Below are 14,180 nucleotides of genomic sequence, written 5' to 3'. Positions count from 1 at the left end.
ACTTATAGTTATTTTGTTAAGAATTAAAACTAAATAATTTATTTCTTATCAATCACTTAACTATTTAGCAATAATCCATACTTCTTAAATATTTGAAACTTATTCGCGAACTTTATACAAGTATTCAAATTACTTTATCAAAGATAATCAATCTTAGTAAAAATTTATTCAAATCGTTCTAATTATATATTTATTTACAACTTCAAACTTTCTATATCTTAGTTCATAACATATAATCTTATACAAATAAGGATCTCCACACGGAGATCCTATTTTAAAACTCTTTAAAACTAAAAAGCCAATCTGCTGATTTTAATTGACGTCCAAAATAACTTTTTACTAAACGATTCGTAAACTCATTTTGACTATGAGTTAAGATATCATAAGTTTTTCCGAGATCCTCAATTACTCCATCCTGTAAAATCATTACTCTATCGGTAAGATGTTTAATAATGCCAAGATCGGCAGTAATGAGAATTACCGTTTGCCCTCGCTCTTGTAAACGTAAGAGAATATTTACTAATACCCCCTTAAACGAAAGATCGCAAGTAGCAAAGATATCGTCAACAATAATAATTTCAGGTTGTAAGATTAGACTATGAGCTAAACAAACTAAAGCCTGTTCTTGATTATTTAAACGTGATAAAAGTTTATTATTTAAATCTACCGGAGCTTCTAAAAAGCTTAGAGTCTCCATAATTATCCGCTCGTGTTCTTGTAGCGGGACTTCAGCTAATTGTAGAGGTAAACTCAAGAACTCTTTTACATCGAGAGGCAAAGTAAAACTTGCGACCATATCGGTATGAGCTAAACGTATATGCTCTCTTCGAAATTTTACATCTCGGTAATTAAGTAAATGTTCACCAAAGATAATTTCTCCATCATCAGGTTCAACTAGTCCTACTAACATATTCGCTAAAGATGACTTGCCACAAGAGTTATGCCCCGTAATCCCAAAAATTTCACCTCGATAAATCTTAAAATCTACCTTATCGACCACAAGATGACGTTTACGAAACAGCTTATTATCTAAATAAGATTTCGATAAGTGATTCACGGTTAAAATTACTTCGGCTGGTTTTTTTGTCGTTACCATTTTACTCTTGTGCTTTAGCGTTTAAACGAAGTTGAGCATAGAAGTCACGTAAAGCTTTAAATTCATGAGCCTTACGAAAATCCATATGACGACAATAGCTCAATAATAACTCTGGACTATTAAAGAGTAGACTTTGTTTTAGTTCTGGGGCTTTACGACTTAACTCTGCAAAACTCGCTGAGTTTAAGAAATCAGTATAAGAAAGTCCACAAGGTAATTTTGCACAATTACCATTATGCACGTATTTTAAATACTTAAAGTGTACGGCATGTAAAAAGCCTGTATAATTCGCTGGAATTTCACGCATAGTATGCAGAGCATATCTTTGAGCATCCGACATGCTTCCATGATAATGATGATTTAACCCTGCTTTAAAGGTGTTTTTGGTATCTTGTTTCATAAAGCGGAATTTAAATAAATTCCCTAGACCTTTTAAAGATTGCTTAAAGGTAAACTTATCATGTTCTTGATCTTCAAAGAAATACACTTCCTTAGCTAAGGTTGCTTGCTCTTTATTTTCAATTACCATCCCTACACGAATATATTTAGCTTTTACCAAGAAATTACTTGATTTTAATTTCGTACGTAAATAGTAAAGTTCATTTGATTCAGGTTCATAGTGTAAATCTAATTTAACAAAGTAATTTACTTTAAAATGATTACTTGGAACCTTAAGAATTTGTTCTAGTTGTTGGGCTAGTAAATCGGCATCATAAATTTGATCGGCATCCGCTCTAAACACCCATGGATCATGATCACCATTTTTTACCGCTAATTCTTTTAAAGCTTCTAAAGCATAATTAGTGTAAGCATCTAAATAATTTTCACGCTTAATTTTTTCCGGTTGATTATAAATCGGGTGATTTTCATAAAATACCGGATAAGGATAAATTACTAATTTAAAGCCAGGATTTTGTTGCACAAATTCAGCTGCTACCTGTAAAGAACCATCATCTTGTAAACCATCAGCGGTCGGATGAGTAATAAGAATCCCACGGTTAATGGTTGGAAGTAAAGAGTTAAGACTTTGCTTTAAAGTTACAATTTCATTACTAAAACGAACTAGAGCATATACCGCTTGCTCTTCTACTTCTTGGGTTACCGATTTATCTAACCAAGTCACAAACTCATTTAACTGAGCATCACCACTACTACTAATCGTTTCCATCTCATCTTCTAGATCAAAAGCTGAACTTATATCGGGAGAAGTGATTTGAGAACAAATAAAATTACCTTGATCATCTAGATTATACTTTTGATAACCTTGATTAGCAGCTTCAAGACGATTTTCTAATTCTTGGGTAATAGCTTGCATTTCTACTTTGCAATTAAGATTAGCAACTTCTGCGTTAAATTCTTTCTCTGACATAAAAATCTCAATATATCCTTGATCCTAATGGTCGTCTTTCTCTTCCTTTTTACTTAAAATAAAAATTTCGAGTCCTAAATTAACTATCTTTAACTTGCTTTCTAAACTTAGAAAACAAAACAAGAAATGGCAGAATCTCTCTGGCAAAATAAATTATTTATTAAGTATCTCGTTAACTCAAAGACAACTCTTAATTGTCTCCTGAGTTACCCCTCAATAGTACTCTAAGATAACACTTAATTACACTCTGAGTTAACCTTAAATTTTACTTTGAGTTAACACTTAATTATCCCCTTATATTATATAGGTAAAGCAGACTATTTCTAAGACTTTCCAACAAAAAAAATCGAACTTGCGTCCGATTTTTTATTTATCCTCTTGGATTTTTAATACAATTTCCCGCTTTAAGCGTTCTCGATCTTCTTTAATCTGCTCTAAAGTTTCAGCTTCGATCACATCTACAGGAAAATGACAAGCAAACTCATTAAACCCATTTTCTCGATCCCTAACTAAACTCGGCACTTGCATACATTTCTTTTGAGCAAATTCACAGCGAGGTCCAAAACGACAACCAATCGGAACATTGCTCAATTCTGGTAATTGTCCAGGAATTGCATACAATTGCGTCTTATAAATCAGTTTACTGCTCGTAAAATCAGGTAAACTCTGTAGAAATAGTCGCGTATAAGGATGATGAGCATAGTTTAATAATTTTTGATTCATCTCTTTAAGATGAAAAAATCTTTCTACCACTTGTCCAAAATACAAAATATGTGCAGAATGGGTTAAAGATTTTACCGTAAGATAGTTATTGCTTAAATACAATACCGTTTTATTAAAATTTGCATTTAAGCGCTTAAATAAAGCCTGTACCCTTTGCGTAGAAATTGAGTTTAACCCTGTAGTTGGTTCGTCGGCAATTAATACTAAAGGTTCAGTAACTACGGTCATAGCAATAGCCATTAAATGCTGTTCGGTTTGTGATAAATCCTGATAATAAGCATTAAAAATTGGCTCAGGTTCTTTAATCCCCATGCGGGTAAAGAGATCAATAATTTCTTTAAGTTGTTTTTGGCGTTTACGCCAAATTAAACCTCGCCACCTTTGGCATAGATCCATACGTGCTAATAATTGCGGTAAAATCTTTTGTGAAGGATCAATAACATTAGCAGGATCTTGATCTATTACCCCCACCACCTCAGATAAAAGTTTAGTATCCAAAGTACAAGTATCTATAAGTAGTTCTTGCCCATTTAAACGAAAACTACTACATTGAATTTTCCAATGAGGACGAATATAACCACCGAGAATGCGAGCGATTACTGATTTACCTGATCCCGTTTCACCAATTAAACCTACAAATTCTCCCGCCTGAATACTAATGGAAAAATTATCAATTAAAGGTACATCTAGCTCAGAATTAGGATCACGTATGGTGACAGTTAAATTACTAATTTCTAATAATGCCATAGCTTCCTCACCAAGATACTTTTTGTTTTTGGCGATAACGATTAAACTCTATACGCTCACGAACAAAGTTTTCTCCTACTTCAAAAATGACAAAACTAGCATAGAGGATAACCGAAATGAGAGAGGTAATAATCAACAGGGCATAAGGAGCATGAGCTTGATATTTCCAAGCTTGGTACATGACATTTCCCCAATATACCGAAGTAGGACTTACACCTAATTGTAAAACACCAATCAGAATTAACTCAGTTACCACTAATAATAAAGCTCGACGCAGTAAACGGAAGATTTTACCTATGAGCGTAGGTAATAAAACCAAACGTAAAATCTGCCTAAAATTTGCTCCATCAAGTAAAAAATAGTGTACCATCTTAGTATCCATTACTTGGACTACATCTCGATATACTCGAGAAAAAGTATAGATAAAAATATGTAAACATACTGCCAAAGCAGCTATAAATAAAGTTGGTCCAAATAAGGCACTAAAAACAAAGTAATAAAACAAGCTCACAAAAATGGTTAAGGGAGCTGTCAAACTCTGTAATAAGCCTTCTTTACGAAAGTAAAAGCCTAAAAATAAAGCTAAAGGAACAACTAAGAAGGCATCTATTAGCACAATAATTATGGCAACAAGATAATTTTTATGAATCCCTAAGAGAAACACATCAAGCAAATCACGTCCATAAACATCTGTGCCTAACAAATGAGCATAGGACTCGAAAGGAGCAACAACTTGTTCGGGAATTATTTCTTTTTGAAGTGGTAAGTGAATTAAAAACTCTCCAAAAAAAGAATAGAAAAGAGCAATAAAAATAATAATAAAACAAACTAATTCATGAAAAGTAATAGTTTTACGGTTAGTTTGACCTTGCCCTAAGTAGCTTAATGGATTTAGTTTTTTTACGAGATTGTCCCAAATTTTACTAATCGGCTTCATATGGTAACTCCTTACGCTGATTTAAATCATAGATATTACCAAAAGCGGTTAAGGCAAACTGCATTAAGATCAAACCACTACCCACTAAAAAAATAATAACGCCAATTTCTATAGCAAACTTATCTCGATTTTGCATTAAAGCAATAAATAAACTGCCAATTCCTCGCCAATTAAAAATATATTCCAAACTACAAACAAAGAAAAAGAAAGTCGAAAGCACTAGAGGGAGTTCTCGACAAACTGTAGGTACTAAACGATGAAATACCGCTTTACGCATAATATAAAACGAAGACCAACGTTTACTCACACTTTTTACATAGCTATAGTTGAGAATTTGATTGGTTGCTCGAGCAACCACCACATAAGTATGTGGCAAAATGTAGTAAGAGGCAGTTAAGGCAATTAAAAGAAAATTAAAGACTAAGGTTAAACGTGATCCCGAAAAACCTTCACCCGTAAAAATTAACCACAGACGAGAACTGGAAAAATATCCATAATTCACATCATCCAGAGCTTGTAAAGTACTAGCGATATTATTATCGGTAAAAGCTTGGTTAAATAATAACGGGAGGGCAATAAAAGGTATTACTCTTACTACCGTAAAAAACTGATAAATGATTTTTCCGACTCTTTCTAATTTAATGGTAAAAGTTACCAAGAGTAACGAGAGAAGCAAATTAAATACCGTAGCAATGGTTACTAGTTCTAAGGTAGTTATGATTAATTTCACAATCGGTGCAGTATACATAGGATGATAATAAAAATAACTTCCTGTAAGCGTACTCACTACAAAACGCCACCAACTCTCGATATTTAACGGAATAAATGGATTTTGCCAAGAGGCAACAAAAAACCCTAAGATACTCATAAGGATGAGCCATACCATTAAAGAAAAGATTCGCTCAAAAATACGAGTTATTAACATACATTAAAAATTCTGTTGTAAAACTAGTTATATTATACAACTACTTATGCAACTTCCCCAAAAAGCAAAGAAGCTATTTTCTTATTTTGTGATTAATTTGCTGATCTTTTTTAAGAAAAACCTAAATCAACTAGCTAACTCAAGATCAAATCATCATTACTGCCTTCAGTTATCTTAAGCAATCTAAAGCTCTCAAAAAACAAAAATAAAATCTTAACAAAACAAGCACAAAGTACTAAAGAAAAAAGCATCATCAAGGATATTAACCTCAAATTACTAAAGCCTAAGCTCAAATGAGCTTAGGCTTTGGAGTAAAGGAGTTTAACCTTACGTAACCTTTTCGGGTTTGGTTTGAATATATAAAATAGTTAAATAAAAATTAGAAGGTAACGTAAAGTCATCTCGCAATTAAGCTTTTACTTTCGCAGCTGCTTTTACAATTGCAGCAAATGCACCAGCTTTTAAGCTTGCACCACCAACTAAAGCACCGTCAATATCTGGTTGACCAAATAGAGCTTCAGCATTAGCGTCATTTACAGAACCGCCGTATTGTAAAATTGTTTGTTCAGCAACTGCAGCATCAAATTTCGCTAAGTGTTCACGAATAAATTTGTGTACAGCTTGTGCTTGATCTGGAGTAGCTGTTTTACCTGTACCTATAGCCCATACTGGCTCATAAGCAATTACTGCACCATTGAATGCTTCAATACCATTGTGATTAATTACCGCATCAATTTGACGTGAAACTACATCAAATGTTTGACCATTTGCGTTTTCTTCTTCAGTTTCACCAATACATAAAACAGGAACTAAACCAGCTTGTTTAATTACCGCAAATTTTTCTGCAATATAAGCATCACTTTCTTGGTGATATTGGCGACGCTCTGAGTGACCAATAATTACATAAGTTGCACCACAATCTTTTAATTGTTCGATTGAAGTTTCACCTGTGTATGCACCAGAAACATGCACATCAACATTTTGTGCTCCAGTTTTAATTTGTGAACCAGCTACTAAGTCGGTAGCTTGTGCTAGGTATAATGCTGGAGTTGCAACAGCTACATCACAAGCTGGGCTATCTGCTAATTCAGCTTTTAATGCAGTTAATAATTCAGTTGTAAACGCTTTAGAACCGTTTAATTTCCAGTTACCCATTACAAGTGGACGACGTTTTGTTGACATTAGTCTTACTCCTAAATTTATAAAAAACTTTTGCTTAATTATACCATTTAAAAACTGATTTTAAAAAAACGATTTTAATTTCCTCAAGAAAATGTCGCTAACAGATTAGGTTTTTTCCTAAATTTACCTCTCACTCCTGTAAAACAACTAAAACTTTTTGTGAAAAATCTCCATATTTTCTCTAAGATCTATGAAAATAAAGCAAAAACGTATCACAGTTTTTAACAAACTGACACTAAATCCAATACCTCTATCATTAGATTGAATAAACTCTTACAACTTAAGTTCTTGAGTGCTTTTCATGGTCTTTAAAGAAAAATATTTTCCCAAGAACAAAAAATAGTATAATACCGTGTCGACTTAGGTCACCAGATATTGTTTACTTTTTAAATTAAATTTTTGCTTATGCATATTCAAAAAAACTATATAACTCCTTGGCGCTTAATCAGTTTTATCCTAGGAACTATTTTTGGTCTGGTGGTAATGGTAGTTCCCTTTCATTTTGCGGCAAATCAAAGTATAGACACTATTACTTTCTACTATTTAAAACAAGTGATTAACTGGTTAGGTTTACCATTTTTTGTCACTTTGATTACAGCTATCTGTATTTTATCTAGTGTTCTTTCTTTAATACAGTACTTTTTTAAACCAAAGTTTCTTACCAAATCAAAAACTATTTACAACATGGTAAATGTTAATGGTTTAGATGTTATCTTTCGAACTCTAGGAGCAATGATTGCTATACTCGTGCTTACAAAAACCGGTCCCGAATTCTTAATCCAAGAAAACACTGGACAAAGTATGCTCGAACAAGCAACGCAGTTAGCAATTCTCGTAGCTCCAATACTCTTTTTCCAAACTTTTATTCTTGAGTTTGGTTTTATGGAATTTTTAGGGACGTTAATCGGGTTTGTTCTTCGCCCTCTCTTTAAAATTTCTCCTTTAGCTTCTGTAAGCATGCTTTCGGCTTGGCTTATTCCAGGTAATGCGGCTGTAATTTCTAGTAAACAGCTTTATGATCAAGGTTACTTTACGCATAAAGAAGCGGTAATTATTTCTACTACCTTTGCTATTTCTTCAATTGGATGGATTGTTGTAGTATGTACTTACCTTGGCTTTATGGATTACTTTTGGACTTTCTTTGGCACCATTACTGGCGTAGGCATTATTATTGCGATGATTAGCGTAAGAATTTATCCTTTAAATCGTTATAAAGACCTCTATGTAAACGGCACTAAGAACTCCGAACCCGCAGAACAATTCTACGCTGGACAAAGAGCAGCTGTCCCAAGTAACAAAAATCCAGCCAAACTTTATCACTCTGCTTGGATTAAAGCTTTTAATCTAGCTTGTGAACGTAATAGTAAGTTAACCAAAAGCAACTTTTTAAATAAATTCCCAAGTATTATTGGTTATGTTTTTAACTTAACTCCAGTAATTATTTGTTGGGGAACTACAGCTTTATGTTTAGTTACTTACTTCCCTGTAATTTTTGAATACATGGCTTTACCTATTGCTTGGGTTTTTGAGTTATTTGGTTTTAGTACTACAACAGCACACCAAACAGCTCCTTTAATCTTATCAAGTTTAGCAGATAACTATTTACCTATAGCTTTATTGCCAACTATCGATAATCCAAGTCAAGCCTTAAAATTTGTGATTGGGGTATTAAGTATTATTCAACTAATTTATCTTTCAGAAATAGGTTTACTGCTTTTACAATTTAAGTTAACGAGAAATTTCTGGGATATTATTGTTATCTTCTTTATCCGTACTTTTATTGCTCTCATAGTAACTATTCCATTAGCATTAGTGATTTTCCCTAATTAGTTGGCTTGAATCTCAAAGAGCCTCAAATCCTAAATCAAAATGGCAATTCTCTATCTGCAATAAAACTCTCAAATCACGATTAAGATTCAATGAGAATTAACGGTATAAAGTTAAAATATACTCCTCTCCCATTATTAAACTATTTATAAAACCATTAAATGATCTAAGCTCCCTTACGGGAGCTTAGATCATTTAAATTAATTATAAACTAATAATTTGTTTTTCCTTGAGAATAAAAATCCTCCAAGAAAAGTCTTCCTATTTACATTCAGCTTCAAGAGCAGCCGTTGCTTCTGAACTTAAATTATATTTAGCTGAAATCTCACCTAAACTTAACCCCATATCCGCACTACTTACTCCAAGATTACTTAAAGCAGCTTGTCCACTACTCGAAGTTACCTTACAACTTGAGAATACGAAAATAGTTTCATTCGTTGAAGAAGCAGGTGACACTGAAGGTATATCTTCTCCTTTTACCACTAGAGGTTGATGATTCTCTGGTGGCGTAGGTAAAGCTTTAACTTCAGGTTGTCTTACTAACCAATTGTTCAGATTACGTTCTCTGTCATCTTCAACTCCCTGTCTTAATAACAGCACTGGAATCCCATTAACCGCTTCAGGTACCTGAGCTTGAGGCTCTTTAGGAAGAGGTTTAGCTTCCACTCCTAAATTATTATCCTCATTAGCAACTGGCGATTCAGCTACTGGTGGTAGAGATGGTTTTTCTGCAACAGATTCAGGAGTAATTGGTATTTGTTCCTCTTTTGTAGGAGAAACGTCTATATCCACCTCTTGTTTGTTATCTTCCTTCTCAACAGGTTGAACTAGAGAAGCTGAATCTTGCTCTGGAGTTTCTTGAGCGGTATCCTGTGGAGCTTGAGGCTCTTGCTCTTTTGCTTCTTCAGAAGATTTTGATGCAGTTTCTTCAGAAGCAGGAGCGTCTTGAGGTACATCTACACTACTATCTGTAGAAGCATCTGCAACTGGTTTACTATCTTCTGTTCCTGTAGCTTGATTCTCTTGCTCGTCAGAAAGATCTTCTATGATAATAGTTTTTTCAGGAGTTGTTTTGGTAATCTCATCTTTACCTACAGGTTCTTCAGTTGAAGCAGGTTTAGAATCTTCTTTCGAATCTGTAGTTGGACTAGGAAGCGTATCTTCCTTAGCTTCATCTTTTTGTTCATCATCTTGTGAAGAATTTGGAACTTCAGGAGTTAAAGCTGGTTTTTCTTCTGCAGATGGAACTTGAGCAGTTTCATCTTCCGCAGGAGCTACTGGAACTTGAGGATCTTCTTGAGATTTTGCTTCCTCTTCTTGATCTTTTTGTTTAGGTTCTGTTTGCTCTAGTTCTGCTTGAGCTGAACCTTCTTCTGCAGTTTTATTATCTTCTTGATCTGTAGCATTATCTGCTGGAGTCAGAGAAGCTGGCTCAGAAACTGGAGCTTTTTCTTCTTTCTCTTCAGCTTTTTCTTCTATAGGAGTTTCTGCATCAGATTTTGGAAGAGTTGAATCTTGAGTATCAGCTGAAGTTTTAGCCTCTTTAGTTTCATTAGCAGATGAGTCTAATTGAGATTCTACAGTTGTAACTTCTTCTTGTTTAACTTCAGTTTCTCCTGCTTTCTCTTCTTCACCTTGAATTTGAGGAGTATCAGCTTGCTCTTCTGAAAGTTTTGTATCTTCTTTCGGAGTTTCCGTTTCTGTAGTATCCTTTTCAGAATTACCATCAGTTAATGATGAGTCTCTAGATTCAGATTCTTGAATAGAAGAAGTATCAGATTCTTTTTTACCTTCTTCAGATTTAGACTCTTCTTGAACTTGAGCTTCAGCTTTTGCAGGTTCTTGAACCTCTGTTTTTGATTCTACTTGAGCAACTTGTTGCTCTTGAGAATTCGAATTTGAAGTTTCTGCACTACCTCTAGAAGATTTTGCTTCTAAACTTTCACTAGTAGATCCAGTTGTACTTTCAGCACTTGGCTGCTCTCCTTTTTCTGACTCTACTTCCGATTTCTTCTCAGATGAATCTTTAGATTCTACATCAGATTCAGTTTCTTGAGTTAAAGTTTGAGAACCGTCAGTTTCACTAGATTTGTTTTCAAGATTGTCATTAGTATCAGAGGTTACTTTACTATCTTGAGCTGAATCTTGTGAAGTTTGAGAAGCTGTAGATTGATCATTAGATGTTGTTGCTTCTTTCTGCACATTCTCTTCATCTGTTTGTTTTGGAGATGGAGATTGTGCTGTTTCTTGACCATTTACCTTAGCTTTATCAGCATTCTTACCAGTATTTCCTTGGTAATCATAGCTAGTACCATTTAAAGTTAAACAAGTCGCTACATCTAATTTATTATCTTTTACCGTTACCTGTCCACTATCAGCTTGTGCAGTTACATTATCAGCTTTTACAGAAGATCCAATTAAACTAACAGCTCCAGCTGAAGAGTTCAATGATACAGATCTAGTAGCATTAATTGAAACATTATCTAAAGCTATTCCTTCTTTACCTAATAAACTAACATTATTCCCTGATAAAGAAACATTTTTAGATTCTGTACCAACCGATTCAACTTTCTTACCATCTATACTTAAGTTACTAGTCCAACCACTGCTACTAGAGATTTCTGCATTACCTAAAGAAATTTCTTTTTCTGCTTTAATATTTGCATTTCCTGTTTTAGCTTCAAGCTTACTCGGAATCACTTTACCATTACTTTCTTTTTCTTCACCAATCGAGATCTTACCATTTGATGAAATTAAATTAAAGTTGTTAGATTCAAAAGTAGCACCTTTTAAAGTAATATCACCTTCTACTCCAATACGTACACTAGACTTACTATTAAAACTAGAATTTGTAACTTCTAATGATTTAAGTCCTTTAGAACCAATAGTTTCAATTCCTTGAGCACTAACAGTTGAATTTAAGAATATAAAATCTCCAGACTTATTATTATCAAACTGTAAATTAGAAGTAGTAGATAAACTTGAATTTTCTAAACGAACAGGACCATCTCCTATTACTGAAATAGTACTTTGATTTGCTTTAGTTGTTTCTTCTTGATTCTTTAACTTAGAATCTTTAATCGTAACTTGCCCGCCTTTAAGATAATAGTTTACGAGTACATCAATAGTTGTCCCTGTTACCGTAAGTTCACCACCAACAGTAGAATTTTTACTCTCAGTACCATAATAACCAATTGCATGAAGCATTACTTCTTGCCAATTATTTTGTAAGGTAGAATTAGTAACTTCTAGTTTATGACCTTCTGAAGTGATCCTTACCTGCCCAAAGTTCACACTCACACTAACATTAGTTAAGCTAAGATTACCTTTTGCATTAAGATTAAACGAAGTTACATTAGTTACACCTGCAGGTTGTTTCTGTCCAGCCTTAGTTGTAACATTAGTTAGACTTAAATCATCTTTGGATAAAACTGCAACCGTATAACCATCTAACTTATTATCTACTCCGGTTACGGTAATAGTTTTATTTGCGGCAATCGATAAATTTGAAGTCGTACTCAAATTACTCGAAGTAATAGTCACATTATTATGTGCTTTTAAGTTAATGTGTCTTGTATGTACTGAAGAATTAGTAATACTAATATTATTTGCAGTTAAACTTAAAGCTCCATTTGCTCCATCCACTCCATAATTAGATTCTTGAGCAGCATAAGCAGCATTAATATCTGCATAAGTAACACTAAGATTATTCGTTGCGGTTAAAGTAACATTTGCTTCTTTAAGAGCAGTTTCAACTTGTTTATCTAATAGATAAGAATCTTGATAGGTTTCGGTATTATCAGTAGTGTAATCATAATTACCATCAGTAAGACTAATCGCTTTCGTTGCACTACCAGTTTTACCTTTTTGTTCTTCGTATACCGTAGAATTAACTATATGTAAATTCTCCGGATCTAATAACCACTGCCCTTTGCCTGCAGTTCCTTGGGCGTTAATGGTAAAGTCTTCGCCAAGATGCAACTCTTTCCCTGAAGTCTCAACAAATCCACCTTTACCCTCTAAAGCTTGAGCTTGGAATGTACCCGCTACATAGTTACGATCCCCCCAAACAATCGCTGTTCCCGCATCTCCTTGCGAGCGAGATACATCTATAGTTGCACCCGCTTGCACTTGAGTCAGAGCTGCTAGTTTTACCTGTCCTTGACCTTGGAGATCGCCTCCAAGATTTACTTCTTGAGCGACAATATTAGCCTCAGCAGTTACAACTACTGCATCCCCTAAAACTTGAACTTTAGAAGCTTGGGCTTGCCCTTGAGCACTTGTATTCTGAGTGTTATGACCTTGAATTGTTCCCGCTTGCACAACTAGACCATTACGTCTTCCTTGTACTTGAGCTTGAGTATCTGCGGTCGTTTGTACTTGCTCAGCAGTTGATCCTGCATAGAGTAATACTTCACCTTGAGCATTAATTGTTGCTTGGGTTGCAGAGTCTGTTTCACTCACAAGATCAACAAAATTTTGGTTGCCATGAGCTACTTTATTTGCGAGTAATACCGCATTTTTACTAAAGATACTACCAAGGTTTAAAGCTTGGTTTTCTGCGGTAACCTTATAAGAGATTAATGGATTTTCAAGATCTTGAATCGTAATTGACTGTCCCGCTAACAGGTATACCGTCCCATTTTTAGCTTCGAGTACACCAGTATTAATCGCCTGTCCCCCAACTAAAGCTAGAGTTCCATCTTGGTTGAGTTTAATTACCCCTTGGTTTAATACCGAAGCAATAGTAGCGTCTTTGTTTTGATTAAAAACATATTTTCCTTGCAGAAAATCTTCATCACTCAGATCTAAGGTCGAAGCCACTAAACCAGCGACATCAACTTGAGCTTTTGCTCCAAAGACAATGCCCGCAGGGTTAACAATAAATACCTTACCATTAGATTGTAATTGCCCTAAAATCTGTGAAACATTACCACCTAGCACACGATTTAATACCGTTGAATTAGCATGCTCTTGTAAAAATTTTACAATTTCATGCTCTTTAATGTTAAACGTTTGCCAGTTAATAATACTATTAGCTTTCGTGGTATAAGTTGTTACTGTTCCCTCAACAAGAGTTTGTACTTGTCCATGAATCACGTCCATGCCTGTACGAGCTGGTTGAGCGAAACTCATCCCAAGGGTAGTAATACTTAATAATGCCACAAGGCTAGGTTTTAAGAATGAAGACAGGAATTTAACAGTTTGTGAGGTTTGTGGAGAGGAGGTACTTTGTGCTACAGCACTGGTTGCCAGTTCCGATACTGCATCTAAAGATAAAGTACGACGATTAAACTTTAATTTAAAATTACGATTCATGCTGGTAAGTCTCAAAAGTATATGATGCTGACTTAGTTTTTATAAAAAACTTTCA

General features: G+C 34.4%; 8 protein-coding genes. 1 reads left to right on the top strand and 7 read right to left on the bottom strand.

From position 1 onward, the window contains the following. Nucleotides 1-274: 274 nt before the first annotated feature. The 6 genes from CKF59_RS03575 to tpiA form a co-directional block, all read right to left on the bottom strand. The gene (locus CKF59_RS03575; protein WP_119534612.1) at nucleotides 275-1,096 is read right to left on the bottom strand and encodes an ATP-binding cassette domain-containing protein; all 822 of its coding nucleotides are present in this window, start codon (nucleotides 1,094-1,096) and stop codon (nucleotides 275-277) included. A 1-nt stretch (nucleotide 1,097) separates the two neighbouring features. Then, nucleotides 1,098-2,465, bottom strand: a complete 1,368-nt coding sequence (locus CKF59_RS03570) for a hypothetical protein (protein WP_119534611.1) — start codon at nucleotides 2,463-2,465, stop codon at nucleotides 1,098-1,100. A 366-nt stretch (nucleotides 2,466-2,831) separates the two neighbouring features. Beyond that, complete coding sequence (locus CKF59_RS03565) at nucleotides 2,832-3,935, bottom strand: oligopeptide/dipeptide ABC transporter ATP-binding protein (RefSeq protein ID WP_119534610.1); 1,104 nt, start codon at nucleotides 3,933-3,935, stop codon at nucleotides 2,832-2,834. A gap of 7 nt (nucleotides 3,936-3,942) precedes the next feature. Continuing rightward, nucleotides 3,943-4,872, bottom strand: coding sequence for an ABC transporter permease subunit (locus CKF59_RS03560; RefSeq protein WP_119534609.1), 930 nt, complete (start codon nucleotides 4,870-4,872; stop codon nucleotides 3,943-3,945). Then, nucleotides 4,859-5,797 (bottom strand): ABC transporter permease, encoded by a 939-nt coding sequence (locus CKF59_RS03555; RefSeq protein ID WP_119534608.1) that lies wholly within the window; start codon nucleotides 5,795-5,797, stop codon nucleotides 4,859-4,861. The genes CKF59_RS03560 and CKF59_RS03555 overlap by 14 nt, the downstream gene beginning before the upstream one ends. A 408-nt stretch (nucleotides 5,798-6,205) precedes the next feature. After that, nucleotides 6,206-6,979, bottom strand: coding sequence for a triose-phosphate isomerase (tpiA, locus tag CKF59_RS03550; protein ID WP_119534607.1), 774 nt, complete (start codon nucleotides 6,977-6,979; stop codon nucleotides 6,206-6,208). 405 nt (nucleotides 6,980-7,384) lie between these two features. Here tpiA and CKF59_RS03545 point away from each other — a divergent pair, with 405 nt between their 5' ends. After that, nucleotides 7,385-8,809 (top strand): YjiH family protein, encoded by a 1,425-nt coding sequence (locus tag CKF59_RS03545; protein WP_119534606.1) that lies wholly within the window; start codon nucleotides 7,385-7,387, stop codon nucleotides 8,807-8,809. 258 nt (nucleotides 8,810-9,067) lie between these two features. On the opposite strand, the gene CKF59_RS03540 is transcribed toward CKF59_RS03545, so the two are convergent. Beyond that, nucleotides 9,068-14,125 carry a two-partner secretion domain-containing protein gene (locus tag CKF59_RS03540; RefSeq protein WP_119534605.1) on the bottom strand — a complete coding sequence of 1,686 codons (5,058 nt, stop codon included), beginning with the start codon at nucleotides 14,123-14,125 and terminating at the stop codon, nucleotides 9,068-9,070. Nucleotides 14,126-14,180 lie beyond the last annotated feature (55 nt).

This window comes from Psittacicella gerlachiana (assembly GCF_003585965.1).
GTDB classification, from domain to species: Bacteria; Pseudomonadota; Gammaproteobacteria; order Enterobacterales; family Psittacicellaceae; genus Psittacicella; species Psittacicella gerlachiana.
The sequence above is the reverse complement of the archived record's forward strand: the minus strand, read 5'-3'. Positions and strand labels throughout refer to the sequence as shown.